This window comes from Actinomadura flavalba DSM 45200, from assembly GCF_000374305.1.
In the GTDB taxonomy this organism is placed as follows: domain Bacteria; phylum Actinomycetota; class Actinomycetes; order Streptosporangiales; family Streptosporangiaceae; genus Spirillospora; species Spirillospora flavalba.
Window position 1 is genome coordinate 36,821 of the sequence record NZ_KB894101.1, and the last position, 26,425, is coordinate 63,245.

General features: G+C 74.5%; 22 protein-coding genes. 14 read left to right on the plus strand and 8 right to left on the minus strand.

Translation table 11 applies throughout. The features are described from left to right. Positions 1-46: 46 nt before the first annotated feature. From C229_RS0124810 to C229_RS0124820, 3 genes are all read left to right on the plus strand, one after another. Positions 47-2,956, plus strand: a complete 2,910-nt coding sequence (locus C229_RS0124810) for a helix-turn-helix transcriptional regulator (RefSeq protein ID WP_018657817.1) — start codon at positions 47-49, stop codon at positions 2,954-2,956. Between the two features lie 163 nt (positions 2,957-3,119). Further along, a complete protein-coding gene (locus C229_RS31760) occupies positions 3,120-4,229 on the plus strand; it encodes an alpha/beta fold hydrolase (RefSeq protein ID WP_018657818.1) in 1,110 nt (369 codons plus the stop codon). Next, positions 4,229-6,613 (plus strand): GMC oxidoreductase, encoded by a 2,385-nt coding sequence (locus C229_RS0124820; protein WP_018657819.1) that lies wholly within the window; start codon positions 4,229-4,231, stop codon positions 6,611-6,613. Before C229_RS31760 ends, C229_RS0124820 begins: the two co-directional genes overlap by 1 nt. 81 nt (positions 6,614-6,694) lie before the next feature. Here the strand turns inward: C229_RS0124820 and C229_RS0124825 are convergent, their stop codons facing one another. Then, positions 6,695-7,579, minus strand: a complete 885-nt coding sequence (locus C229_RS0124825; protein ID WP_018657820.1) for a DUF4429 domain-containing protein — start codon at positions 7,577-7,579, stop codon at positions 6,695-6,697. 29 nt (positions 7,580-7,608) lie between these two features. Continuing rightward, positions 7,609-8,235 carry a nucleotidyl cyclase domain-containing protein gene (locus C229_RS31765; RefSeq protein ID WP_018657821.1) on the minus strand — a complete coding sequence of 209 codons (627 nt, stop codon included), beginning with the start codon at positions 8,233-8,235 and terminating at the stop codon, positions 7,609-7,611. Between the two features lie 249 nt (positions 8,236-8,484). Between C229_RS31765 and C229_RS0124835 the strand changes: the two genes are divergently transcribed. From C229_RS0124835 to C229_RS0124850, 4 genes are read left to right on the plus strand one after another with little or no spacing between them, the layout of a single operon-like run. Next, entirely contained in the window at positions 8,485-9,021 is a 537-nt protein-coding gene (locus C229_RS0124835; protein WP_018657822.1) for a sigma-70 family RNA polymerase sigma factor, read from the plus strand. Continuing rightward, a complete protein-coding gene (locus tag C229_RS0124840) occupies positions 9,018-9,668 on the plus strand; it encodes an anti-sigma factor family protein (RefSeq protein ID WP_018657823.1) in 651 nt (216 codons plus the stop codon). Before C229_RS0124835 ends, C229_RS0124840 begins: the two co-directional genes overlap by 4 nt. 35 nt (positions 9,669-9,703) lie before the next feature. Then, positions 9,704-10,390, plus strand: a complete 687-nt coding sequence (locus C229_RS0124845; protein ID WP_018657824.1) for a hypothetical protein — start codon at positions 9,704-9,706, stop codon at positions 10,388-10,390. Between the two features lie 25 nt (positions 10,391-10,415). Then, positions 10,416-11,171 carry a TetR/AcrR family transcriptional regulator gene (locus C229_RS0124850; RefSeq protein ID WP_018657825.1) on the plus strand — a complete coding sequence of 252 codons (756 nt, stop codon included), beginning with the start codon at positions 10,416-10,418 and terminating at the stop codon, positions 11,169-11,171. Here the strand turns inward: C229_RS0124850 and C229_RS0124855 are convergent. Then, complete coding sequence (locus tag C229_RS0124855; protein WP_018657826.1) at positions 11,158-13,782, minus strand: ATP-dependent RNA helicase; 2,625 nt, start codon at positions 13,780-13,782, stop codon at positions 11,158-11,160. The two genes, C229_RS0124850 and C229_RS0124855, sit on opposite strands and share 14 nt — an antisense overlap. Positions 13,783-14,084: 302 nt before the next feature. Between C229_RS0124855 and C229_RS0124860 the strand changes: the two genes are divergently transcribed. Next, positions 14,085-14,846 (plus strand): NERD domain-containing protein, encoded by a 762-nt coding sequence (locus C229_RS0124860; protein ID WP_169513870.1) that lies wholly within the window; start codon positions 14,085-14,087, stop codon positions 14,844-14,846. A gap of 46 nt (positions 14,847-14,892) precedes the next feature. Here C229_RS0124860 and C229_RS0124865 read toward each other — a convergent pair whose 3' ends face one another. Then, entirely contained in the window at positions 14,893-15,309 is a 417-nt protein-coding gene (locus C229_RS0124865) for a hypothetical protein (RefSeq protein WP_018657828.1), read from the minus strand. Further along, entirely contained in the window at positions 15,302-15,667 is a 366-nt protein-coding gene (locus tag C229_RS0124870) for a hypothetical protein (RefSeq protein ID WP_018657829.1), read from the minus strand. The genes C229_RS0124865 and C229_RS0124870 overlap by 8 nt, the downstream gene beginning before the upstream one ends. Positions 15,668-15,731: 64 nt before the next feature. Between C229_RS0124870 and C229_RS0124875 the strand changes: the two genes are divergently transcribed. Beyond that, a complete protein-coding gene (locus C229_RS0124875) occupies positions 15,732-16,430 on the plus strand; it encodes a histidine phosphatase family protein (protein ID WP_018657830.1) in 699 nt (232 codons plus the stop codon). A 39-nt stretch (positions 16,431-16,469) separates the two neighbouring features. On the opposite strand, the gene C229_RS0124880 is transcribed toward C229_RS0124875, so the two are convergent. Further along, the gene (locus C229_RS0124880; RefSeq protein WP_018657831.1) at positions 16,470-17,942 is read right to left on the minus strand and encodes a GAF domain-containing protein; all 1,473 of its coding nucleotides are present in this window, start codon (positions 17,940-17,942) and stop codon (positions 16,470-16,472) included. Positions 17,943-18,370: 428 nt separating this feature from the next. On the opposite strand from C229_RS0124880, the gene C229_RS34510 reads away from it, so the two are divergent. The 4 genes from C229_RS34510 to C229_RS31770 all read left to right on the plus strand — a co-directional run bounded on the left by C229_RS34510 (position 18,371) and on the right by C229_RS31770 (position 22,428). After that, positions 18,371-18,922, plus strand: coding sequence for a hypothetical protein (locus tag C229_RS34510; RefSeq protein ID WP_018657833.1), 552 nt, complete (start codon positions 18,371-18,373; stop codon positions 18,920-18,922). Positions 18,923-19,216: 294 nt separating this feature from the next. Then, positions 19,217-19,903: a hypothetical protein gene (locus C229_RS34755; RefSeq protein ID WP_169513869.1), complete on the plus strand. Its 687-nt coding sequence runs from the start codon at positions 19,217-19,219 to the stop codon at positions 19,901-19,903. Between the two features lie 67 nt (positions 19,904-19,970). Further along, positions 19,971-21,011 carry a threonine aldolase family protein gene (locus tag C229_RS0124895; protein ID WP_018657834.1) on the plus strand — a complete coding sequence of 347 codons (1,041 nt, stop codon included), beginning with the start codon at positions 19,971-19,973 and terminating at the stop codon, positions 21,009-21,011. A 550-nt stretch (positions 21,012-21,561) separates the two neighbouring features. After that, the gene (locus C229_RS31770; RefSeq protein ID WP_018657835.1) at positions 21,562-22,428 is read left to right on the plus strand and encodes an oxygenase MpaB family protein; all 867 of its coding nucleotides are present in this window, start codon (positions 21,562-21,564) and stop codon (positions 22,426-22,428) included. Between the two features lie 714 nt (positions 22,429-23,142). On the opposite strand, the gene C229_RS34515 is transcribed toward C229_RS31770, so the two are convergent. Both C229_RS34515 and C229_RS0124910 read right to left on the minus strand, forming a co-directional pair. Further along, positions 23,143-23,946 (minus strand): hypothetical protein, encoded by an 804-nt coding sequence (locus C229_RS34515; protein ID WP_155885036.1) that lies wholly within the window; start codon positions 23,944-23,946, stop codon positions 23,143-23,145. A 494-nt stretch (positions 23,947-24,440) separates the two neighbouring features. Further along, entirely contained in the window at positions 24,441-25,202 is a 762-nt protein-coding gene (locus tag C229_RS0124910; RefSeq protein WP_155885045.1) for an alpha/beta hydrolase, read from the minus strand. Positions 25,203-25,515: 313 nt separating this feature from the next. On the opposite strand from C229_RS0124910, the gene C229_RS0124915 reads away from it, so the two are divergent. Next, positions 25,516-26,424, plus strand: coding sequence for an ABC transporter substrate-binding protein (locus tag C229_RS0124915; RefSeq protein WP_018657838.1), 909 nt, complete (start codon positions 25,516-25,518; stop codon positions 26,422-26,424). Position 26,425 lies beyond the last annotated feature (1 nt).

The following is a 26,425-nucleotide window of genomic DNA, read 5'->3' on the forward strand; positions in this document are numbered from 1 at the left end:
TAGCCGCCCCGGCGTGCCCGCCGCCCGTCAGACCTGGGGAGTGAACGTGGAGGGTCGGACGGACCCGTCGCCGCGCGATCTGCCCGGTCACCTTCCGCTCGTCGGCCGGGGTGCGGCGCTCCGCGAGTTCGAGACCGTGCTGGACGCCGTCGCGGACGGCGCGCCCCGGTTCACCGCGCTCGTCGGCGAGCCCGGCGCGGGCAAGTCCCGGCTGCTCGCCGAGCTGGCCGAGGGCGCCGCCGCCCGCAAGCTCACCGTCCTCACCGGCCGCGCCGCCGAGTTCGAGCAGGAGATGCCTTTCGGCGCCGTCGTCGACGCCCTGGACGACCACCTGGAGGACGGCGTCCCGGGCCTGTCCCCGAGCGTCACGCGGCTGCTCGGCGCGGTGTTCCCCGCGCTGGCCGCGCTCGACGCGCCCGCCGCCGCGCCCGCCACGCCCGTCGCCCGCTATCCGGTGCACCGCGCGGTGCGGACGCTGCTGGAGCACGTCGCCGCCGACGGCGGCCTGGTGCTGGTCCTGGACGACGTCCACTGGTCCGACGACGCCACCGTCGAACTGCTCGACCACCTCGTCCGGCATCCGCCGCGCGGCCCGGTGATGATCGCGCTGGCGTACCGTCCCGCGCAGGCGTCGCCCCGGCTGGCCGCGCTGGTCGAGGCGACGGTCAGCAATCCGGCCGGGCACCGCGTCCCGGTCGGCCCGCTGTCGGAGTCCGACGTCGTGGAACTGCTCGGCCCGTGGCTGCCGTCCGCCCGCTGCGCCGAGCTGCACGCGATGAGTGGCGGCAACCCCTTCTACCTGGAGGCGCTGGCGCGCGGCCCCGTCCCGCTGACGCCCGGCGCGCCCGACGGCGACCTCCCGCAGGCCGTCCAGGCGGCGCTGCTGCTGGAGCTGAGCGGCCTGTCCGCCGACGCGCTGCTGGTCGCGCAGGGCGCCGCCGTCGCCGCCGACGAGTTCTCCCCGCAGCTCGCCGCCGCCGCGGCCGACGTGTCGGACGCGCGGACGCTGGCGGCGCTGGACGAGCTGGTCGCCCGCGACCTCGTCCGCGCGACCGGCGGCCGGTTCCGGTTCCGGCACCCGCTGGTGCGGCACGCGGTGTACGGGTCGGCGGCGGCGGGCTGGCGGCTGGCCGCGCACGGCCGGATCGCCGCGTTCCTCGCGACGATCGGCGCCCCGCCCGTGCAGCGCGCGCGGCATCTGGAACGCGCGGGGGCGCCCGGCGACCCCGACGCCGTCGCGACGCTCGTCCGCGCGGCGCGGGCGTTCACCGGGCACGCCCCGGCGACGGCCGCGCGCTGGCTGACGGCGGCGCTGCGGCTGGTCCCCGAGGACCCGGCCGCCGCGCCGGTCGACGGCCTGCCGTCCCGGCTCGACCTGCTGATGGAGCTGGCCGAGGCGCAGTCGGTCGCCGGGCACCTCACCGAGGGCCGCGAGACGGCCCGCACCGCGCTGCGGCTGCTGCCGCCCGACGCCTACGACGAACGGGCCCGCACCGCCCGGTTCTGCGCGCTCATCGAGCGGCTGCTGGGCCGCCCGCACGAGGCGCGCACGCTGCTGCTGGACGAGCTGCGCCGGCTGCCCGACCCCCGCTCCCCCGTCGCGGTGCCGCTGCGGCTGCGGCTCGTCGCCGAGAACCTGTTCCGCGGCGACCACAAGGCCGGGCTGGCGATGCTGGACGCGATGGAGGAGGCCACCGACGCGCGCTGGACGCCGGGCGCGCGGATGGCCGTGGCGGTGCTGCGGCCGATGGCCTCGCACATCGCGGGCCGCACGGCCGAGGCGGTGCGCTACCTGGAGGCCGCCGACCGGATCGTCACCGAGGCGCCCGACGACCGGCTCGCCGAATGGCTCGACACGATCGCGTGGATGTGCTGGAGCGAGCAGATGATGGGCCGGTTCGAGTCGGCCCGGCGGCACTTCGAGCGCGCGGTGACGGTGGCGCGCTCGACCGGCCAGACCTACATCCTCGGCAGCCTGCTGTCGGGGCTCGCGCAGACCTACACGGTGCTCGGCAGGCTCCCCGACGCGGTCGCCGCCGCCGACGAGGCGACGGAGAACGCCCGGCTGCTCGGCGCCGCGCAGCAGCTCACGATGGGACTGATCCAGCAGTCGCTGGCGTGCGGATGGTCGGGGGACGCGGCGGGCGCGCTGCGGCTGGCCGAGGAGGCCGAGACGATCTCGGCGCGCTCGGGCGAGTGGCAGGGCACGCACGCCACCTACGCGCGGGGACGCGCGCTGCTGCATCTGGGCCGCACCGAGGAGGGCGTCAAGGCGATCGTGGAGGCGTGCTCGGGGTTCGAGCCGCCCGCGATGCTCGACCCGACGACGCTGGTGGCGTCCTGCGAGGTGCTGGCCGGGGTGGACGCGGCGGCGAACCGGAACGCGGAGGCCGCCGTGCACGCGGCCCGCGCCGAACGCCTGGCCCGTCCCGACCTCGGCTACCAGCTCGCGCTGAGCGGCCTGGCGCGGGCGCACGCGCTGACGGCGCCCGACCCGGCGGCCGCGGCGGCCGTCGCGCGCGGCGCCGCCGAGCAGTTCGCCGCCTGCGGCGCCCGGCTCGACGCGGGCCGCGCCCACCTGGCGGCGGGCACGGCGGCCGGCCGGGCCGGGGACGCCGAGGCGGCCCGCGCCGACCTGCACCGCGCCGACGGCATCTTCACCGCGTGCGGGGCGCCGGTCTTCCAGGCCCGCGCCGCCGAGCGGCTCGGCCGCACCGCCGGTGCCGGTTCGCGGCGGCGCGACGGCGGCGCGCACGGGCTGTCGCCGCGCGAGTCGCAGGTCGCGGCACTGGTGGCCGAGGGGCTCACCAACCAGCAGATCGCGGACACGCTGTTCATCAGCGTCCGCACCGTCGAGACGCACCTGTCGAACACCTTCGGCAAACTCGGCGTCACCTCGCGGGTCTCGCTCGTCCGCGCGCTGTCCGACCTCGACCGGCCCCGCGACGAGGGCTGAACGCCGTCCGTTCCACGTGCGTCGTAGGGGTGGGGAACGTCCCACCGCATCGCCGCACGCCACCTACGTAGCCGGATCGCCCGGAGAACTCAGGGTTTACCACGATGGTGCCCGTCCCGCCGGACCGGCATCGTGGGTGCCGTCAGTCCTGGAGGTACCCGTCATGACACGTCGCATCGCGCGCTACACCCACACGGGTGTCCACGACGCCGCGGTCTCCGTGCATCCGTTCTCGACCGCCGACGGCCTCGGCCTCACGCTCACGCGGTTCCACCGCGCCGACAGCGACGACGTCGTGTTGCTGCTGCACGGGCTGCCCGCCTCCAGCGACATGTTCATCATGCCCGAGCACGGCAACCTGGTGAACTTCCTGCACGACCACGGGTACGGCGACGTGTGGGCGCTCGACTTCCGGATGAGCAACCGGCTGCCCTACAACGGCGAGTCCACCGACTTCAGCCTCGACGACGTCGCGCTGTACGACCACCCGGCCGCCCTCACCGAGCTGCGCCGCCACGTCGGCGACCGGCGCGTCCACGTGATCGCGCAGTGCCTGGGGTCGGTGTCGTTCTTCATGAGCATGGCGGCGGGCCTGGTGGACGACATCGCGAGCGTGACGTGCAACAGCGTCTCGCTCGTGCTGCGGGTGCCGTCGTGGTCGCGGCTCAAGCTGCGGTTCGGCCCGCCCGTCGTCGAGTACGGGTTCGGCCTGCCGGTGCTGAACGCCTACGGCGACGCGGCCCGGTTCCCCGGCCGCAACTGGATGATCTCCCGGCTGGTGTCGATGGGGCACCGCGAGTGCGCCAGCCGCGACTGCCACATGGTCAGCTTCATGTGGGGCAGCGGCCGTCCCGCGATGTTCTACGACCACGACAGTCTCGCCCCGGAGACGCACGAGCGCTGGGCCGACCTGTTCCCGGTCGCGGGCCTGTCGTACTACCGGCACATCCGCCGGATGGTCGGGGCCGGGCACGCGGTGAAGCACCGCCGTACCGACGAGTACGCGACGCTGCCCGACGACTACCTGGCGGCGGCGGGCGACCGGTTGCCGCCCTGCCTGTTCCTCACCGGGGCCGACAACCGGGTCTTCCTCGACTCCAACATCGTCGCGCACCGCGTCCTGGACGCGCGCACCCCGGGACGGCACGAGCTGCGGGTCCTGGACCGGTACTCGCACGTCGACCCGATCGTCGGGCGGCACGCCGACCGCGACGTCTTCCCGCACATGCTCGCCCACCTGCGGGCGCACGGCCGCGACCGGCAGGTGGCGTGATGGAGCACGTGGACGCCGTCGTCGTCGGGTCCGGGTTCGGCGGCTCGGTCGCCGCCTACCGGCTCGCCGAGGCGGGCCGCTCGGTGGTCGTGCTGGAACGCGGCCGGGCGTATCCGCCGGGCAGCTTCCCGCGCTCCCCGAGCCAGATGGGCCGGGCGTTCTGGGACCCCGACGAGCGCCTGTACGGGATGTTCGACGTGTGGCGGTTCAAGGGCTGCGACTCGATCGTCTCCAGCGGCCTGGGCGGCGGCTCGCTGATCTACGCCAACGTCATGCTGCGCAAGGACGAGCGCTGGTTCGTGCACGAGCAGGAACTCCCCGGCGGCGGCTACGAGTCGTGGCCGGTGACGCGCGCCGACCTCGACCCGCACTACGACGAGGTCGAGCGGATGCTCGGCGTCACGACGTTCCCGTTCGACCGTCCGGGCTACGCCGACACCCCGAAGACGCACGCGATGCAGGACGCGGCGGCGCAGCTCGGCCTGGACTGGAGCCTGGCGCCGCTCGCGGTGAGCTTCGCGGGCGGACCGGGCGAGGGCCCGGCCCGGGGCCTGCCGATCGCCGACCCGGTCTTCGGCAACCTGCACCGCGAGCGGCGGCGCACGTGCACGCTGTGCGGCGAGTGCAACGTCGGGTGCAACGAGGGCGCCAAGAACAGCCTCGACCACACCTACCTGTCGGCCGCCGCCCACCACGGCGCCGACCTGCGCACGCTGCACGAGGTCAAGCAGGTCCGGCCGCGCCCGGGCGGCGGATACGAGGTCGACTTCGCCCGCCACGACCCGGACGACCCCAAGGCGCCCCCGGCGCGCGGGACGCTGTCGTGCGACCGGCTCGTCCTGGCGGCCGGCACCTACGGCACGACGTTCCTGCTGCTGCGGTCGCGCGCGGCGTTCCCCGGCATCGGCGCCGCGCTCGGCACCCGCTTCTGCGGCAACGGCGACCTGCTGACGTTCCTGCGCAAGGCCAAGGACCGCGACAGCGTCCGCCCGCTGGACGCCAGCCGCGGCCCGGTGATCACCAGTGCGATCCGGCTGCCGGACGAGCTGGACGACGCGCCGTCCGGCCCGCCCGGCGCGCGCGGCGCCTACATCCAGGACGGCGGCTACCCGGGGTTCGTCGACTGGATGGTGCAGCCGCTGGACGTGTCCGAGCAGGTCGAGCGCGCCGTCCGGTTCCTGTGGGACCGTTTCACGAACTTCTTCGCCGACGCGCCCGACACGAACCTGTCGGCGGAGCTGGCCGAGCTGGTCGGCGACGGCGCGCTGTCGGTCAGCTCGCTGCCGCTGCTCGGCATGGGCCGCGACACCGCCGACGGGCGGCTGACCCTCAAGGGCGGGCGGCTCACCGCCGACTGGTCGTCGGACACCAGCCGGGCGCACTTCGAGCGGCTGCGCCGCACGATGGGCCGCATCGCCGACGTGCTCGGCGCCGAGTACTCCGACAACCCCCTCTGGTTCCGCAAGCGGGTCGTCACCGTGCACCCGCTCGGCGGCGCGCCGATGGCCGACCATCCGGGCCGGGGCGTCTGCGACGGCCACGGCGAGGTGTTCGGCCATCCCGGCCTGTTCATTGCCGACGGCGCCGCGATGCCGGGGCCCGTCGGCCCGAACCCCTCGCTGACCATCGCCGCGTTCGCGGACCGGATGAGCGACCGGATGCTCGACACCACGCCCACGGCCACGGGGGCCGAGCCGGTCCGGCGGACCGGCACGTCCGGCGGGGTGCGCGCGGACGGCACGTACGCGCCGGTTCCGGCGGTGCCCCCGGGGGACGGGGAGTCCGGCACCGGGACCGGCCGTACGTCGCTGTCCTTCACCGAGGAGATGTCGGGCCATCTCACGCCGGGCGCCGTCGATCCGGAGGCGGGACGGCAGGGGGCGGAGCGGCGCCCGGCCCGGTTCCGGCTGACGATCACGGCGGCGGACGTGTTCGCGTTCCTCGCCGAGCCCGACCACACCGCGTCCGCGACCGGCTGGGCCGACCTCGGCGACGGGCGGCGGCTCGCGGTGGAACGGGCCGCGTTCAACCTGTTCGCCCCGGCGGGCGCCGAGGACCACCGCGAGATGCGGTACCGGCTGTTCCTGACCGACGCCGGACGGCCGGTGACGCTGACGGGCCGCAAGCGCGTGCGGCCGGGGCCGCCGTCGCGGATCTGGTCCGACACCTCGACGCTCTACACCTGGCTCTTCGACGGCCACGTCGAGGAGGACGAGGCGGCGGACGTGCTCGCCGCCGGCGTCCTGACCATCAAGCTGCCCGACTTCGCGCGCCAGCTCACGACGTTCCGGACCACGGGCCCGGACGGCGCGAAGGCGCTCATCGAGTTCGGCCGGTTCTTCGCCGGCCAGCTCTGGGAGGTGTACGGCCCCGACCTCCGCTGATCATCGGGGCCCCTCGGACGGCGTGGAGCGAGAGAACTGCGGGGTGCTCTCGCTCCACGCCCTTCTCCCTGCCCCGGGGTCTCATCCCGGTGCGTCCCCGGTGAGGCGGCGCAGCAGGGCCTGCTTGGCGGTGGCGAACTCGTCCTCGGTGAGCACGCCGGTGTCGCGGAGTTCGCCCAGCTCCCGGAGGCGGCGCAGGATCGCGTCGGTGGCGTCGGGGGCGGGCTCGGGCGCGGCGGGCGCCTCGATCTCCTTGGGCGGACCGGACGGATGCGGCAGCCGCGCGGCGACGGCGGCGCCCAGCAGGACCATCGTCCCGCCCTCCTTGACCATGCCCCAGGAGACGCAGCGCGGGTCCTTCTCGGCGGACTGCGGCGGGTTCCGGTCGCCGCGCAGCCACACCCGCAGGTAGCCGTAGCCCATGCCGGACTGCGGCGCCCACTCCACCGAGGCGATCTCGTCCAGCGCGAACCGCTGGGCGCCCGCGTCGGACTTGACGTCCTCGGCCAGCCAGTTCCACTGGAAGGTGACGTGCTGCCCGTCGAACGACGCGGTGCCGTCTCCGGCGGCGGCCGTGATCGGGACGCCGGGCCCCGTCAGCAGGTACCGGTCGGCGGGGCCGTCGGGGACCTCCCAGACGGTGCGGAAGTTGCGGACCTCGTCGGCGAAGTACTCCCCCGCACCGGAACGGTCCCTGGGGACGTCCAGCGCGTACGGGTCGGCGTCGCCGGTGAGGCGGCCCGCGACGACGTGGCTGAGCGGGTCGGCGCCGTCGCGGGTGCGCAGCCGCATCCGGCCGCCGCGCTTGGCGGGCTCGTAGGCGACGCCCGCGATGGCGCGGACGGGCACGACGACCTCGCCGAGCGCCTTGCGCAGCTTGTGGACGCTCCGGTCGCTTCCCGGCACGATCCGCAGCACTTCACCGTCGAACGTCCAGGAACCCGACTTGGTAGAGATCTCCGCCATGCTCCCGATCGTACGGTGACCTGCGCCGCTCAGCTCCGGGCCGCGAGCGCCGGGCGGCCCGGAGCGCCGTCCAGGCTGCCCGTGCGGATGTGGCCGCGGAAGACGGCGCCCTTGGCCTGCACGCGGACCGGCGTGAACTCGGCCGGCGACAACGCGCAGAAGCCGGTGCGCACGACGTCGTCGAACAGCGAGTCCGACACGACGTAGGCGACGTCGCGGGCGGGATCGTCGCGCAGCAGGGCGCGCAGCGGCGCGGCGTCCAGCAGCCGCTGGACGACGATCGGCGCGTCGCCCGCCGGGCCGAACGGGCCCGCCGTCAGCGTGCCGTGGTGCAGCGCGACGCGCACCCGCAGCGGCGTGCCGACGCCGGTGTTGAGCGCGCCCAGCTCCTCCTCCAGCGCGAGCACGAAGTCGCCCGCGACCGGCGCCGGGTCGACGCCCTCGGGCAGCGTGGCCAGCTCGCCGTCGCCGCCGACCTGCTTGTCCCACAGCGCGCGATCCGTGCCGGCGGCGCGGGCGGCCGTGTCGAGCGCCGCGCAGAGCTGCCGCTGCGCGCTGAGCTGGTCGCGTGTGCTGCGCTTGCTGTAACCCTGGATGTCCACCGCCAGCATGAGGCGGTAGAGCAGCGGCTGGTCGTCCGAAACCGTCCCGTTCACTCGCGATCGCCCTTCGGTCGGGGAGCGGCCGGAGCCCGATGCTCCCGCTCGCGCCACCACCGGAACGAGCGTGCTCTCCCGAAACGATCGACCCTTCGACGTCCGCCCGGCCGCACCCGCCCCGAGAGTAAGCCAAACGTGGCGAACAAGTCAGCCGGTTTACTGCGGGCGACGGCGCGGCCACGGCTGAACCGACCCGTCCCGCACGCCGTACTCCTCCCCGACGCCCGCCCAGCGGAGGAGCCCCCGATGACCGTCGTGCCGGTTCCGCGCGACCCCGTCGACGACAGGGTCAGCGCGCCCGCCCTGTACCGCGCCTACGGGCGGTCGCTGCTCACGCTCACGCTGCGGCTCACCGGCGGTGACCGGCACTGGGCCGAGGACGTCGTCCAGGAGACCATGATCCGCGCCTGGCGCAGCGCCGACCGGCTCGACCCCGACGCACCCTCGCTGCTGCCGTGGCTCGCCACCGTCGCCCGCCGCATCGTCATCGACGACCGGCGACGGCGCAGCGCCCGGCCGCGCGAGACCGGCGACGGGCCGCTGGCCGGCCTGCGCGCCCCCGACGGGATGGAGGACCTGTTGCGCTCCGTCGTCGTGTCCGAGGCCCTGCGGGCGCTGTCGCCCGCGCACCGGGAGATCCTGGACGAGACGTTCTTCCGCGACCGTTCGGTCACCGAGGCCGCCGCGTCGCTCGGCATCCCCGTCGGGACCGTGAAGTCCCGCGTCTACTACGCGCTGCGCGCCCTGCGGGCCGCCCTGGAGGACAAGGGCGTGACCCCGTGACCGGGGACGTCGCGCACACCGATGTCGGCGCCTACGCGCTCGGTCTGCTGGACGGCCCGCAGCGGCGGGCGTTCGACGCGCACCTGACCGCCTGCCCGCCCTGCCGCGAGGAACTGGCCGCCCTGCGCGGCATCGCCGCCGCCCTCCAGGGGCTCGGGCCGCCCCCGGCGCCCGGCCGCGCCCGGCACGCCGCGCCACGGCGCGGACGCGGACGCGTCCTGCTCGGCGCGGCGGCGGGCGTCGCGCTGCTGGCGACGGCGCTGGCCACCGGCGCGGCGCTCGGCGACGCCCCGCCCGACACGGGCACCGCCGCGCTGTTCCGGGAGGCGCGGACGGTCGCGGCCACCGACCCGGCGTCCGGCGTCGCGGGGGCCGTGGCGGTGCGCGGGCGGGCGTGGGGCAGCCGCGTCGGGCTGCGGCTCACCCGGGCGACCGGCCCGGTCGACTGCGAACTCGTCGCGATCGACCGCGTCGGGCGCGCGCACGCCGTCGCGGGCTGGTCGGTGCCCGCCGCCGGATACGGGCGGCCCGGCTCGCCCCGGCCGCTGCTGCTGGAGGGCGGGACCGCGCTGGACCCCGGGCGGATCGCGCGGTTCGAGATCCGCCGCAGCGACGACGGCCGCCCGCTGCTCACCCTGCCCGCGTGACCGGTGCCGGGCGCCGGTCGCCTAGGCTGAACGGCGTGAGCCCGACCCAGCCCCGCCTGATGCTGCCCGCCCTCCGCGACGTGTACGCCACGCTCGTCCGCGAGGCCGAGGAGCTGCCCGGTCTGCCGCACGCGCTCCAGGCCGAGGTGTGGACGTCGGCGCGGCTCGGCGGGCTGGAGGCCGCCGCCCCGCACGCCGGAGGGCGGCTCGCCGCGCTCGGCGACCTCATGACCTGCCTGCGCGCCGCCGGGACGCCCGGCGCCCGGGTGTTCCTGCGGACGCTGGCCGCCATCGGGCCCGACAAGGGCCGCGCCATCGCGGGCAAGGCCGCCGCGCAGATGGCGGACGTGCCGCTGCCCGCGTGGGCGGGCGACCTCGGTGACGTCACCGCCGGGCTCGTCTGGCTCATCCAGGAGGGCCCGCTCGACGGCGACCGCCTCGTCTGTGAGTTCCGCTACCCCGAGGGCCGCTCCCCGCACGCGGTCGCCGTCCGGCTCAGCTACGGCGACATCCCGTCCGAGGTCGTCATCGTCGGTGACGTGCCCGCGCTGATGACGGCCGCCCGCCAGGCGATGCAGGCCGAGCTGTGCGTCGTCCAGCCGTACTCGGCGGCGGCGGTCGGCCCGCGCCTGCGCACGGCGCTGGAGCCGTCCGTCACCCTCCCCGAGGACGTGTACCCGGCCGTCACGCTCGCCCGTCAGCGCCTGGCGCTGCTGCCCTGACCGCCGCCGCGCGAGGACGGACACCGTGACGACCGAGTACAGCGGCACCGGCGATCCCGCGCGCACGCTGCGGCTCCTGTGGAACGCGGCGCCGCCTCCCCGGCGCGGGCCCAAGCCGCGCTTCACCGTCCGCGAGATCGTCGGGCGGGCCGTGGGCGTCGCCGACGGCGAGGGCCTGGAGGCGCTGTCGATCCGGCGGGTCGCCGACGAGCTGGGCGTCTCCCCCATGTCGCTCTACACCTACGTGCCGGGCAAGGCCGAGCTGATCGACCTCATGCTCGACCGCGCCTACGGCGAACTGGAACCACCGCCGGACGGCGCGTCATGGCGCGCGGCGCTGACGCACGTCGCGTCCGGATCGTGGCGGCTCTACCACCGGCATCCCTGGCTGCTCCAGGTCGTCACCGCCCGGCCGCCGCTCGGCCCGCACGCGCTCGCCCGCTACGAGAACGCGCTGCGCGCCGTCGAGGGGCTCGGCCTCACCGACGTCGAGATGGACTCGGTCGTCGCGCTCGTCGAGGGCTTCGCGGCCAGCGCCGCGCGCACGTCCGTGGACGCCGCGCAGGCCGAGCGCCGCACGGGGCTCACCGACCGGCAGTGGTGGGACGCGACCGGCCCCGTCCTCGCCACGGTGGTCGACCCGGGCCGCTACCCGCTCGCCGCCCGCGTCGGCTCGGCGGCGGGCGAGGAGCACCAGGCGCCCGCCGACCCCGGCCACGCCTTCGCGTTCGGCCTCGACCGCATCCTGGACGGCGTGGAGGCGCTGATCACCTCCCGCTGAGACGGCGGCCCGTGTGCCGGGTCGGCTCGGCGGTGGCCGGGTCCTCGGGCCAGGGGTGCTTGGGGTAGCGTCCGCGCAGCTCGGCGCGGACGGCGCGGTAGCCCTCGCCCCAGAACGACGCCAAGTCGGCGGTGACGGCCGCCGGACGGCCCGCCGGGGACAGCAGGTGCACGACCAGCGGCACCCGTCCGCGCGCCAGCGCCGGGGCCGCGCGCCAGCCGAACAGCTCCTGGAGCTTCACGGCCAGGACGGGCCGCTCGCCCGAGTAGTCCACCCGGACGTTCGACCCGGACGGAACCCGGACGCGTTCGGGCGCGACGTCGTCCAGTTCGGCCGCGCACTCCCACGGGAGCAGGCCGCGCAGCGCCGCGGTGACGTCGATGCGGCGCAGCCCGGCCCGGTCGCGCGCCCCGGCGGCCCGCGCCCAGTCCCGCGCGTGCGCGAGCAGCGCGGCGTCACCGACGTCGGGCCACGGCTCGCCCAGCGCGGCACGGCAGAACGTCAACCGTTCCCGCAGCGCGGACGCGGCGGCCGTCCAGTGCAACAGGGCGAGCCCTTCCGCGCGCAGCCCGGCGGCGAGGGCGGCGGCCACCCGTTCGGCGTCGGGCGAGCGCAGGGGGCGGGCGGTCAGCTCGATGGCGCCGAGCCGGTCGACGCGGCGGGCGACGACGTCACCGTCCCGCCAGACGACCTCGTCCGTCTCCTCCCGCAGTGCGCTCGCGGCCCACTCCGCGATCTCACCGTCGATGACCACGCCTTGCCGCACCCGCGCCGACGCGGCTCCGGCGGGCCGGTCCGCCACCGCGACCGCCACCCACTCCGCCCGGGCCCCCGCCAGCGCGGAGCCTTCCCCGAGCCCGGCCCCGGTCCCGGAAGCCATGAGATACCCTCCGGCCCGCCGCCGCGCCACCCGCTCCGGAAACGCCAGCGCCACGACGAGCCCGGCCACCGCGTCATCGCCCAGCCTGTCCCCGGCCGCCCGGCCATCCGCGCCGGTCACCGAACCCGGCGCACCGCCCGCGCACGCCGCAGAACCCGCCACGTCGCGCGGAGCGATCACGTGATCGGCCACCCCGGCGCTGGGAGCCGGTGCGGCGGTGAGGGCGCGTTCGAGGCGGCGGGCCTCGTCGCGCCAGCGGGCGGCGTGGCCGTCCGCTCTCCGGCCTCCGTGAAGAGTGCGCCACAGGGCGGTGAGGTCGTCGACGGCTCCCGGCGGCGGGGGTTCGGAGAGCAGCGCCACGACCTGCGCCGCCGGGCGGGCGCCGACGCGGGCGGCGCCGTCCAGGGCGGCGCGGGCCAGGCGGGGGTGGACGCCGAGGTCGGCCAGCGCGCGGCCCCGGCCGGTCACCCGGCCGTCCGGGCCGGTCGCGCCCAGCGCGGCGAGGGTCGCGCGGGCGGCGGTGAGCGCGGCGGGCGGCGGCGGGTCGGGCAGGGCGAGGCCGGACGCGTCCGGATCGCCCCAGCAGGCGGCCTGCAACGCGAACGCCGTCAGGTCGGCCAGTTCGATCTCCGGGCGGGGACGGGCCGGGCGGCGGGCGTGCTCGGCCTCGGTCCAGCAGCGGTACACCGTGCCGGGCGCCTCGCGTCCGGCACGGCCCGCGCGCTGCTCGGCGGCGGCCCGCGACGCCGCGACCGTCGTCAGCGCGCCGAGGCCGCGCGCGTGGTCGGTGCGGGGCTCGCGCGCCAGACCGGCGTCCACGACGACCCGTACGCCCGGCACGGTCAGGCTCGACTCGGCGACCGACGTCGCCAGCACCACCCGGCGCCGCTCCCCCGGCGCCAGTACCGCCTCCTGCACCGCGGGCGGAGCGCCGCCGTGCACCTGGAGGATCTCGGCGGCTCCGGCCAGCGCCCGCGCCACCCGGCCGATCTCCGCGACGCCCGGCAGGAAGCACAGCACGTCGCCGTCCCGCTCGGCCAGCGCGCGTCGCACGGTGTCCGCGACGTGGCCGAGCAGGGCCGGATCGACGCGCAGCCCGTGCGGCGGCGCGGGCGGACGGCCCGGCGGCGCCCACACCACCCGCACCGGATGCAGCGCGGCGGCGGTCTCCACGACGGGCGCGGGCGGCCCGTCGCCGCCCAGCAGCCGCGCCCACGGCCCGGTGTCGGCCGTCGCGGACGCCGCGACCAGCCGCAGCCCGGGACGCAGCACGGCGCGGACGTCGAGCAGGAACGCCAGCGCGGTGTCGGCGTCCAGGTGCCGCTCATGGCACTCGTCCAGCAGGACGGCACCGACGCCGGGCAGCTCGGGGTCTTCGCGGAGGAGGCGCAGCAGCACGCCCGTCGTCATCACCTGGACGTGCGTCCCGGCCCGGTGCTCGCCGCGCACCGTGAGGCCGACGCACTCCCCGACGCGCTCGCCCAGCAGCCACGCCATCCGGCGGGCGGCGGCGCGGGCGGCGAGGCGGCGCGGCTCGACCACCACGACCGTCCCGTCCGGCGCGGCGCCGTCCGGGGTGAGCCCGGCCAGGGCGAGCGGGACGTAGGTGGTCTTCCCGGTGCCGGGCGGGGCGGACAGCACGGCGGCGCCGGAGGCGGCGAGCGCGGCCGTCAGCCCGGGGACCGCCGCGCGTACCGGGAGGTCGGCGGCGCGGGCGCGATCGGGACGCATGGCCCCAGTCTGGCGCGCGGCCGTCCGTGCCCGCGCCGGGACAGTGTGACAAACGCCACCCCCGATAGCCGGGTGATAGTTGCACCGCCGCTTTCATCATTTTCGGCGCACCGCACTAAAAGAAACGCCAAGACAGGACAAGCGCAGGTCGGGCCGGGCCACTCCAGGCCATACCATGCGGAAATAGCCACGTCGACGCGTTGCTTTGCCGCCTGTCTTTACTCACCCCTGGTGGGATGACGCAATGGGCGGGGTATCGCCATAATCGGAGTCGTCGGCGCAGGTGCGAGGAGGAACGCACGATGTTCGGAAGCTCCATCTATCTCCGGGACCGGGCCGCCTTCACCGGCGGCACCCCGCAGGCCGTATACGCGGAGTTGTGGCAGCGTGACCGGCGTAGCAGAATCCGCACCCGTGCAATTTTCGCGGGCCTGACGTTGCTCTTGTGCGGACTGCTCGTCAACCCCGTTTTCGGCATCGTCGCCGCGCTCGTGGTGGCGTCTCTCGACTTCTTCTTCCACTGGTACGGATATCAGCGTTCCAGCGTCTGGCGGCGCGGGCTGCGCGGCGACCAGCGCACCAACCGGCTGCTCCGGCACACCCTGGAACGGCGCGGTCACCGCACGCTGCACGCCCGCATGGTGCCGGGCCACGGCGTCGTCGACCAGATCGTCATCGGCCCCGGCGGCGTCTGGCTGCTGCACAACGACGCCTGGCATCCCGAGACCGAGATCGAGAAGCACGGCGGCAAGATCTTCATCGACGGGCGCACCCCGTCCAAGCTCATCGGCGGCACGCACGACACCGCCAAGGAGATCGCCCGCGTCCTCAGCGCGCACGCCGGGCGGGACGTCTCCGTCACGCCGGTGATGATCGTGCACGGCGGGCAGATCAAGCACACGCCGTTCGTCGCCGACGGCATCGTGTTCACCACGCCGCTGCGGCTGCCGCGGTGGATACGGCGCAACCCCACCGCCGACCTGTCGTCCGACGACGTCGAGAACCTGCTCCGCGTCGCCGTGCACCGGCTGCCCATCGGCGGCCGCACCATGACGGCGGCCTGAGCCGGACGTCCCGGGGGTTCCCGCGCGGGTTCCCCCGGGCCCGCGTTCACCCGTCCCGGCGCGCGGCCCGCATCGTGTGCCGCAGCCAGAGCAGGCCCGCGACGGGAAGCACCAGCGGAATGAACCCGTAGCCGCGGCCGAACTGCGACCAGACCGTCGCGTCGGGAAAGGCGGCCGGGTCGGCCAGGCTCAGCGTCCCGACGATCAGCACCCCGGCCAGCTCGACGCCGCACGCCGCCAGCGCCACGCGCCGCCACACCGGCCCGTCGACGGCCAGCGCCACCGTCGCCAGCACGTACACCACGGCGGCGAAGGCCGACAGCAGGTACGCGACGGGCGCCTCCTCGAAGCGGGTCGCGATCTGCACGCCCGCCCGCGCCCCGGCCGCCAGCGCGAAGATCCCGTAGACGGCGACGAGGAGCCGTCCCGGCCCGCCGCCCGTCGTCCGCGCCGTCTCAGCCAACGGTGCCGTCCCAGATCTGGTTCATGCGGACGACCATCACCGCGACCGCCAGCCCCGCCACGACGATCACCGTGGGGCCCCACCGGGTGCGTTCCAGCAGCCCCCACGCGGCCCCGGCGAGCGGGACGAGCAGCACACCGAGCAGATAGCCGACGAACGTCGCGCCGTCCTCCGGCCCGCCGTCACCCGACAGCTTCACGAACCCGACGACGACCTGCACGATCAGCAGCACCTCCAGCGCGCCCAGCGCGACGAGGTCGGCCACGCCCATCGGGCGGTTCCGGAACGCGGTGACGGCACTGACCAGCGCGGCCAGCAGCGCCACCACGATGATCGAGGTGGACAGGACGGTCGTCATGGACCCCGAGAGTACTACCGCCTGTAGAGGACGACGGCCCGGCCGGGCATGGCAGCATGAGGGCGTGAACGCGTTCGCATCCCTCACCCTGGCCCGGCACGGCGAGAGCACCGGCAACGTCGCCCACCACACGGCCTCCGCCGCCGACGCGCACGAGGCCGGGATCGCCGAACGCGACGCCGACATCCCCCTGTCGGACCTGGGCCGCGCCCAGGCCGCCGCGCTCGGCGCCCGGCTCGCCGCGCTGCCCGCCGCCGAGCACCCCACGCTCGCGATCACGTCCCCCTACCTGCGGGCCCGCGAGACGCTGCGCATCGCCCTGGACCACCTGCCCGACCCGCCGCCGCACCGCGTCGACGAACGCCTCCGCGACCGCGACCAGGGCGCCTGGGAGGGCCTCACCGTCCACGGCATCCGCAGCCGCTACCCCGAGGAGTCAGCGCGCCTCCGCCGCGTCGGCAAGTTCTACTTCCGGCCGCCCGGCGGCGAATCCTGGTGCGACCTGGCGTTGCGGCTCCGCTCGTTCTACCGCGATCTCGCCGACGACGCCCCGGGCGAGCACGTCCTCGTCACCGCCCACGACGCCATCATCGTGATGAGCCGCTACGTGGTGGAAGACCTCACCGAGGCCGAGATCCTCCAGATCGAGAAGACCCCCGTCGTCAACGCCTCCGTCAGCCACTGGCAGAACCGAAACGGCCACCTCACCCGCACCACCTACAACGACCACTCCCACCTGTCCACCCACCTCACCGCCCACTGACCGGAGCCCACCCAGACGAGGTGACCGACCCACCGCCCTTTACACCCGCCCGCGCACCTCACTTCCCGCCGACTTCGCGGGGCGGCGGGGATCGCTCGGCGGGAGCAGGGCGGAGAGGCGGCGCAGCGCCTCGGCGTCCGTGGCGCCCGGGAGGGTGCGGGTGTAGGTCCACAGGGGTTCGGGGTCGGGGTGGCGCAGGAGGCGGTCGCGGAGGCGGACCGTCAGGTCGTCGCGTTCCGCGCGGAGCACCGGCGACTCCGACGCCGGCAGCAGCTCGCCCGTCCACAGCCGGGCCGCGCCCGCGACGTCCCCGTCGCCGAGCAGGCGGCGCACCGCGAGGAAGTCGGCGTCCACGTCGCCGTGCAGCCGGTAGGGCTTGGCGCCGATGATCGGGCCGAACCGCGCGCGGAGGCGGTGGATCTCCGCGCGGACCGTCGTGGAGCTGCCGTCGTCGCCGTACAGGTAGCGCGCCAGGCGCTCGCCGGTGAGGCCGCGCGGGTGCAGCGCGAGCAGCGCCAGGATCTCCGCGTGCCGCAGCGACAGCGGGACGCGGACGCCGCCCAGCCGCGCCCAGGGCTGTTCGTCGCCCAGCAGTCCGAGCGCCAGCAGCGGACGGTGCTCTCCCCGTCCCGTGGGACGCAGCAGGTACACCTCACCGACCGGTTCGGCCACGGCGTGACGCCCGTCGGGCAGCAGGACGTGGGCGCCGGACACGGGGACGGCGAGCCGGTGACCCCGCCACCGGTCGGGTTCGGCGACCAGGACCCGGCCGGTCGCGGTGACGAGCAGGCCGTCCTCGCCGCGCAGCTCGCGCAGGTGCCGGCCGTAGGTCTCGCGCAGCCGCTCGTCGCGGCGCCGCATCCGCGATTCCAGGGCCGTCTCGGCGAGCCGCGCCACCGCGCGCACGAGCCGGACCGTGGACGGGTGCAGCCGGTCGACGGTGTCGCTGATGTCGAGGCAGCCGATGACGTCCCCGGTGTCGGCGTCGGTGACCGGCGCGGACGCGCACGACCACCGGTGCAGCGCCCGCACCCGGTGTTCCGCGGCGTACACGTACTCGGGGCGGCCGGTGGCGAGGGCCGTCCCGATCCCGTTGGTGCCGATCGACGCCTCCGACCAGCAGAACCCGGCCGCGAGCCCGACCCGGTCGGCCACGGCGCGGATGCGCCGCGGGCCCTCGGCCCACAGGGCGTGCCCGGCGGCGTCGGTGACGACCATGTACTGGTCGGCGTCGGCCGCCCCGCCGCGCAGCAGGTCCCGCACCATGGGCAGCAGCGGTTCCAGCGGGTGCGCGGCGCGGGACTCGGCGAGGCGGTCGGCGTCGAGCGCCTCCGGCGCGGACGGGACGTCCACGTCGACGCCGTGCGCGCCGGAACGCCGCCAGGACGCGGCGATCGTGGCGCGGAGCGCGTCCTGCCGGTCGTGCGCGTCCGCGAGCAGCGTCAGCAGGTCGCGCGGTTCGGCGCAGACGTGCGGCGGCGGGCGCCGGTCGGCGTTCGTTCCGCTGTCCATGGCGTCCCCCGCGCGCTCGGCTCTTCCGTAAGGATCGGGGCGCACCTCGTCGCGCGCAACCGGTTCGGGAGAACCGATCTACCTCCTCTTTGCCACCGGTCGTGACGGACTCGTCGCAACGTGCGTGCAACGTGACGGTGCCTACCGTGCGGATGCACGCTCCACGCGACCGTGGGGGTTTGGGGGGCGGTGCGCGCCAGGGGAGGGCGTCTCGACATGCTGTGCCTGAACTGCAACCGGGTCCGCCCGGCGTTGACACGCGCGGACTACACCGCCGAGCGTGCGCGGCTGATCACGCTGCACGGACTGTGCGTCTGCGCGCCGCCGAAACGACCCGACGACAGTCGCCGTTAATGAGCCGTTTCGAAGTAGTTCGCCTAGAATTAGGTAGGTAGCCCACGTCACGACTCCCCGCGCGAAGGAGCATCATGACCGTGTTTCCGGGCCTCCTCCTCCGGGTCGCGTCCGAGTCCGAACGCCACGTACGCGACGGACTGGAACGCCTCGGACGACTGACCCGCGAACACGGCCCCGGCGCGGAGGCGCGGCGGTCACTGGCCCTCTACGACGAGCGGCTCCGCCGCCTGGAGAGCGCGCTGACCCGCCAGGACGCGGGCCTGCGCTCGCTGCGCGCCGACCTGGACCTCATCGTCACCGACCTGAACGAGCGCCTGCTGCCGCGCCTCGACGAACGCATGGACGACACCGAACGCGACGTCGCCGCCATCACCACCGACCTGCTCCGCACGGGCCGCGCGGCGGGCGACCACACGTCCCGCCTGGACGCCCTCGACCGCCGCGTCTCCGACCTGCGCACCCGCCTGGCGGGCCTGGACCAGCGCGCCTCCCTCTGGCGCGAACTCCAAGCCACCCTCGCCCGCCTCGGCGACGACGTCGACACCCTCCGCGCAACCCTCCCACTCCCCCCACCCCAACCTCTCCCCCTCCCCCACGCAACCCCCGAACCCACCACCACCTAACCCACCCCGACCACCAGCACCAGCACACACCGCCAACACCGGTCACAACGGCACCATCCCAACGACGGCGCCAACCCCAACACCGACTGCCAACAACGAAGTCCGCGACACCAGTAACAACAGCAAAGCCAACCCGGCGACAACGACAGAGCCAACGACGACGCCGCAAACAACAGCGGCAACAGCCCAGCACCAACGAACGACACCAACCGCGCCAGCCAGCAACGGCAGCGCGCCAACCCACGCGCCATGGCGCGGTTCTGCGGCAAGGCCGTCGGCTGGACCGTCCACGAGGTGACCGACGATCTGTCGTCGACGACCGAACCCGTTCCGATGCCTCCGGCAGCCGCGCCAGCAACAACAGCACCGGCACCGGGCAGCGACAACCCGGCGACAACGGCAGAGCCAGCGCCGACGCGACAACGGCAGCGAGCAACAGCCGCGCCAGCCCAGCGGCAGCACCTAGCTAGCGACAGCAGCAGCGCCAGCGGGCAGCAACAGCCCGGTGACAACCGCAGAGCCAGCACCGACGCGACGGCCGCGGCAGCAGCGGCGACAACGGCAACAGCGCCAGCGGCGGCACGGCGGCAGCAGCGGCAGCAGCGGCAGCAGCGGCAGCAGCGGCAGCAGCGGCGGCGGCGGCGGCAGCGGCGGCAGCGGCAGCGGCGGCAGCGGCAGCGGCAGCGGCAGCGGCGGCAGCGGCAGCGGCAGCGGCAGCGGCGGCAGCGGCAGCGGCAGCGGCAGAAGGAGAAGCAGAAGCAGAAGCAGCAGTGGCTACCAGTAGCGGCGGAGGCAAAAGCAGCGAGCAACACGTGCGATGGCGGTGGCGGCTGGGGTCGGGGATGGAGTTTCGTTCAGTTCGGCTATGGGCGGGTGCGGTTGGTGGGGCTGGCCGTTGATGTGGTGTGGTTACTGTGTCGTGGCGTCGGGCGGTGGCCGCTGGTGTGGCCGTATCGGCGGATGGTGCGGGTTTCGGTGTGAGCTGCGGCGGTCGGGACCGCGCGTGCCCGGGGAGGGCGCGTCGCGTCGCGAAGGACGGAGGAGTCGCGTGGGGTCGTTCTCGCCGGGGTTGAACCAGAGTTTCGCCAGCGACAATCACGCCGGGGTCCATCCGGAGGTCTTCGCGGCGCTCGCGGCGGCGAACGAAGGGGACGTCGCGGCGTACGGCGGCGACCCGTACACGGCGCGGCTGGACGAGGTCTTCGGCCGGCACTTCGGGGAGCGGGCGCGCGTGTTCCCGGTCTTCAACGGCACCGGGGCCAACGTCGTCGGCCTCCAGGCGATGGCTGACCGGTGGAGCTCGGTGGTCTGCACCGCGACGTCGCACGTCCAGGTGGACGAGTGCGGCGCCGTCGAGCGCGTCGCCGGGCTCAAGCTGGTGCCGGTGGAGACGCCGGACGGCAAGCTCACGCCCGCCCTCGCCGAACCGCACGTACTCGGCTGGGGCGACGACGTTCACCACGCGCCGCCCGGTGTCCTCACGATCACGCAGTCGACCGAACTCGGCACCGTGTACACCCCGGACGAGGTGCGCGCCCTGGCCGATTTCGCCCACGGCCACGGCATGTCCCTGCACATGGACGGCTCCCGCGTCGCGAACGCGGCGGCCTCCCTCGACCTGCCGCTGCGCGCCTTCACCACGGACGCGGGCGTCGACGTCCTGTCCTTCGGCGGCACGAAGAACGGACTGATGATGGGCGAGGCGATCGTCGTCCTGAACCCGGACGCGGTGCGCGGCCTGGACTACCTCCGCATGATGAACATGCAGCTCGCGTCCAAGATGCGCTTCGTCTCCGCTCAGCTCATCGCCCTCCTCGACGGCGACCTCTGGCTCCGCAACGCTCGCCACGCCAACTCCATGGCCCACGACCTCGCGACCGCCGTCCGCGACCTCCCGCACGTCCGCCTGACGCAACCCGTCCAGTCCAACGCCGTCTTCGCGACCCTCCCCCCGTCCCACACGACTCGCCTGTCCGAGTTCTACGCCTTCCACCCTTGGAACCCGGCCACCGGCGAAGTCCGCTGGATGTGCTCCTTCACCACCACCCCCACCGACGTCGCCCTCTTCACCAAAACCATCTCCGGCTAACCCACCCAACGCGCACGCTGCGCCCCACTGGCACGCCCACACTCAGACCCGCCGACAGCACACGGCCACCACCCCCTGACCAGCCGCAGAACCAGGCACAGAACCGACCGAGTCGCAGAACCGAGCGGCACGGAACCTGGCGGGGCAGAACCGAGCAGGCGGAACCGATCGTGCGCGAGTTCGGCGCGGACGGTGGAGCCGCCTTCGGGGCGGGGCCAGGTGCAGAGGCGGCCGCCGAGGGCGGCGACACGACCTGGGAACCGATCGTGCGCGGAGCCTGGCGGAACGGAACCGGGCGCCACGGAACCGAGCAGCGCTGAACCGGGCGGGCTGCACGGGGCGAGCGCGGCACCGTGCGACGCGGGACCGAACCGCGCGGAACCGAACCGCGCGGAACCGAACCGCGCGGAACCGAACCGCGCGGAACCGAGCGGGGTTGGGTCGGGTGGGCGCGGGTTGAGGTGGCGCGGGTGTGGTTTAGACGTGAGACGGATATTGACTCGCGTCTCAGCGCGGTTAGCCTGGTGGGTGAGGAGCATTCGGAGGTCTGATGTCCGTTCCGCTCTCTCGGCCGGTCGGGCCGGGGTCGCTGCTGTGGAAGTACGCGGGTGACGTGCGGTCGTTGCTGCCCGGGGCGGCCGCCGGGTTGATGCAGCTCATGCATCCAGGGATCGGTGCCGGAGTGTTCGAGCATTCGGATTTCTTCGAGGCCCCGTTCGATCGCATCCACCGTTCGGTGCCGCAGATCTGGGCCACGATCCTGGCCCCGGACGGTGACGCGCGGGCGCGGGAGATCCGGGACCTGCACCGGGGCATCACCGGCGCCGACGAGCGTGGACGCCGCTACCACGCCCTGAATCCAGAGACGTTCTGGTGGGCGCACGCGACGTTCACCTGGGAGATCTTCAAGGCGGCCGAGCTGTTCCACCCGGCGGTGCTCAACGCCGAGGACCGCGAGATCCTCTACGCCGAGACCGTCACGTGGTACTCGCGCTACGGCGTGAGCATGCGGCCCGTCCCGCCCGACTACGCGACGTTCCAGTCGGAGTTCTGGCGCGTCTGCGCCCACGACCTCGAACTCACGCCCGCCGCCGCTCGCGCCCTGGACATCGCCCGCTACGGCTCGGACACGGTCACCCTCCTGCCCGTCGGCGGCCGGCGCGCCGACCGCGCGAGCCGCCTCATCGCGGAACGCCCCCTGCGCCTGATCACCTTCGGCTGCCTCCCCCCGATCCTGCGCACGCGCTTCGACATCCCCTGGAGCCCCTTCGACCAGGCCCGCTTCGCCGCCCTGACCGCCGCCAACCGGCAGGGCTACCGCATGATCCCCACCGCCCTCAACCACTGGGCCCTCCGCAACACCCTCCGCTACATAGGCGCCCAAACCCGCCCCACTCGCTACACCCCCGCCGCCTAACGCTCGTCTCTGACGCAATAACGCGCACCACCACCGCCCCTGCCCTGCCTGGCCCTGCCCTGCCTGGCCCTGCCCTGCCTGGCCCTGCCCTGCCTGGCCCTGCCCGGCGCGGCCCGGCGCGGCACAGCGCGGCACAGCGCGGCACAGCGCGGCCCGGCACAGCACAGCACAGCACGGCGCGGCACGGCACGGCACGGCGCGGCGCGGCACAGCACAGCGCGGCGCGGCACAGCACAGCGCGGCGCGGCACGGCGCGGCACGGCGCGGCGCGGCACGGCACGGCGCGGCACGGCCTGGCGCGGCCCGCACGTCGATGCCACCGTCGCCATGGGCGAACGCGGCGCCGCACCCATGGCCCGCATGAGCGAGCGATCCGGCTGACGAATCCGCCCAACCGCTCTCACCTCCCACGAACCACGTTCCTGTTGGACGACCTGCGGCCACAGCCCAGCCGTGCCTGGACATCCCTGCCCTGTCCAGACACCCCGGTCCCGCCGGGCACCCCAGCCGAGCCCAGGCATCCCGGCCAGGCCCAGGCACCCGGCCGCGCCCAGGCACCGCCGCCCGCGCCCGGGCACCCCCGCCGTGTCCAGGCACCCCGGCCTTGCTCAGGCACCCCAGCCTTGCTCAGGCACCCCGGCCTTGCCTGGGCACCTCGGGCGTGTGCCTGGGTATCTCGGGCGTGTGCCCGGATCTGGCTGAGGGTGGGCCGTGTCAGTGGAAGGGGCGGCGGCGCAAGCGGTGGAGGTGAAGGGTGATGCGGGCGAGGGTGGGTTCGTCGGGTTTCCAGTCGCGGTCGAGAAGGGCGGTGAGCAGGGCCTCCAGGTAGGGCGCTGGGCGGTGGAGGACGTCCTTGGTGACGGTGATGACGGTCCATCCCTGTTCCTTTCGCAGCCAGCGGAGGCGTGCGTCGTCGTGGGCTCGGGCGGTGCGGCCGGTGTGGTGTCTCTCGCCGTCGTACTCCAGGCCGACGCGGTGGTGGTCGTAGCCGAGGTCGATCAGGTACGGGGAGCCGCGAGGGCCGGGGACGAGGCACTGGGTCGCCGGAGGCGGGAAGCCCGCGTCGATGATCTGGGTGCGCGTCCAGCTCTCGCCCGGTGACTGGGCTCCCTCGTCACCGGCGCGTAGGACGGCGCTCAGCCGCTTGTTCCGGTGGTAGCCGTCCAGTTCGCGGGCCAGCACGCGAAGATCTCCTCGGTCAACGCCCAGGCGGAGGAACTGGTCCAGGGCGGCGACCGCGTGGAGTCTGGGGAGCCAGCGGGCGCAGTCCAGTGCCGTTCTGGAGCGTGACGTGACGCGGAGTCCCGCCAGCGTCTCGACATGGCCGTCCGGCACGGGGACGGGACGGCCCTCCGTGTTCTGCCCGCAGGCGGGGTCGTCGGCGGGACATCGCATCTCACCGACGCCCGCCGGTAGCACGTCGAGCCCCCAGACCCACGCCGCCGCGCGGCCCGCGACGACGAAATCCCCCGCACACGCACCACTGAGCAGCCGAGCCCGGCCCTCGGGCGTCTCCATGCTCGAAGCCGGTGACGGAGCCCTCGGCGGAGTCGGCAGAGCGGACGCACGCACGAGGTCGGCGGAAGCCAAGCCCTCCAGGCCCGGAACCCGCGGTGGCGGCCACGATCGGATCGGGCGATCCGATGCATGCGCGACATCCGCGAGAACCTCGCCCTCCAGCGTCTCTCCGACCACACCGCAAGGTGGAGCCTGCTGCTGAGCTGAGCGAGCCGACGCACGCGTGACGTGCGCAGAAACTTCGCCGTCCGGTGTCTCTCCGACGCACCCCTGCGGCGGAGCCCCCGGCAAGGCTGGGCGCGCCGACACACGCGTGACGTTGTTCGGTGTCCCGTTCGGGCTCTTTGGTACGAGGGGACGGACGGTGCCGTCTGACGTGCGGTGCCAGGTGATCTCGTGTTCGCTCATGCCTTCGATGGTGCCGGGTGGGCGAGCGCGGCGCGAGCGGCTTCGAGGGGCTGTGGATAACTTTCTCGCCGACCCATCGACGCAGGTCAGCCGCGTGTGTGAGCGGCATCGACGGACCAACGGGCGATCCGGTCGATGAGGCCCGGGGTGGCGGCGACCTCGGCGTGGCCGAAGCCGTGCTCGACCCAGAGTTCGCGGGGTTCGGCGGCGGCGTCGTAGAGCTGGTGGGCGTGGTCGAGGGGGAAGAAGGCGTCGGCGTCGCCGTGCACGACGAGCAACGGCACCGGGGCGATGAGCCCGGCCACGGCGTGCGGTGCCTCCGGGAGCGGGTCCCAGCCGCCGGAGGCGATCCGCGTCCGGCGTGCCAGCCGGACGGCGAGACGCCCCGCCGAGCGTTCGATCGCCCAGTGCACCCGCCGCATCGGCACCGTGTCGCGGTAGTACCAGCGGGCCGGGGCGCTGACCGACACCACGGCGTCCACGCCGCCGATCAGCGCGGCGAACCGGACCGCCACCGCGCCGCCCATGGAGAAGCCGAGCACGACGACCCGCCGGTACCCGCGGCGCCGGGCGGCGGCCACCGCCGCGGCGACGTCGTGGATCTCCAGATCTCCGACCGTGGACAGGCCGCCCGACCGGCCGTGCCCGCGCAGATCCAGCGCGATGACGCCGCCGTGCCGGTGCAGCCGCCCGGCGATGCGCCGCAGCGGCGGCTGCCGCCACGAGCAGGTGAACCCGTGCGCGAGGACGAAGCAGAGGTCGTCGTCTCCGACCAGGTGCCCGGCGTCGAGACGGACGTGGTCGGACGTGAAGAGCGTGAGGGGCTCGAACTCGGTCACGATCACCATCATCGCCCACCCGCCGAAGGTCCACGGCTGCTCGAACCGAGAGGAGCAGACCACCGAAATCGGTGGTGAGACCCGCGCGCCCGCCGGGAGGCCCGCGTGGGCGGTTCGGGAATGAACGTCCTGGTAACGTGGCGAGTCGCGCGCGTCGTTGAGCGAAGTCCGGTGAGATCCCGGCACTGTCCCGCAACTGTGATGCCCCTCGGGTGAGGGGTCGAGTCAGGCCGCCTCATGGTGCGCCGACGACCATCGACCCCGTGGCAGGGCGATCCGTCTCTCCCGGGTCCGCGCCTTCCCGGAGCCTGGAGGGCTTCTCGTGAGATCCGCACGCGCGTTCGGCGCGCTCGTCCTGACCGGTGTGCTGGCGTTGACGTCGGCCTGCGGTGGTGACGACAAGGAGCAGGCGCCGTCCGGCGGCGTCGTCGTCCAGGCCGCCAACGGCGCGGTGACGATCCCGGCGACGCCGGAACGCATCGTGTCGCTGGCGCCGGTGCACACCGAGACGCTGTTCGCGCTCGGCGCCGGGAAACAGGTCGTCGCGGCGGACGAGTACTCGACGTTCCCGGCCGAGGCGCCGCGCACCAAGCTGTCGGGCTTCAAGCCGAACGCCGAGGCGATCATCGGCTACAAGCCCGACCTGGTGGTGCTGTCCGACGACATCGACGGCATCGTCAAGGCGCTGGAGAAGGTCAAGATCCCGGTCCTGGTCGAACCGGCCGCGACCAAGCTGGACGAGGCGTACGACGAGATCCTCGACCTCGGCCAGGCCACCGGCCGCACCGACCAGGCGAAGAAGCTGACCGCTGACATGAAGTCCAAGATCGAGAAGACGGTCGCGGACACGCCGAAGAAGAACCTGACCTACTTCCACGAACTGGACGACCAGCTCCACACCGTGACGTCCAAGACGTTCATCGGCCAGGTCTACGGCCTGTTCGGCCTGCGCAACATCGCCGACGACGCCGACAAGGCGGGCAGCGGCTACCCCAAGCTGTCCAAGGAGAGCCTGCTCAAGAGCGACCCCGACCTGATCTTCCTGTCCGACACCAAGTGCTGCGGGCAGAACGCGGCCAAGGTCGCGCAGCGTCCGGGCTGGAAGGACCTCAAGGCGGTCGGCGACGGGGGCGTCGTTGAGCTGGACGACGACGTCGCCTCGCGCTGGGGCCCGCGCCTGCCCGAGTTCGTGTCGGCGATCGGCGCGGCCGTCGAGAAGGCCGCGGCCTAAG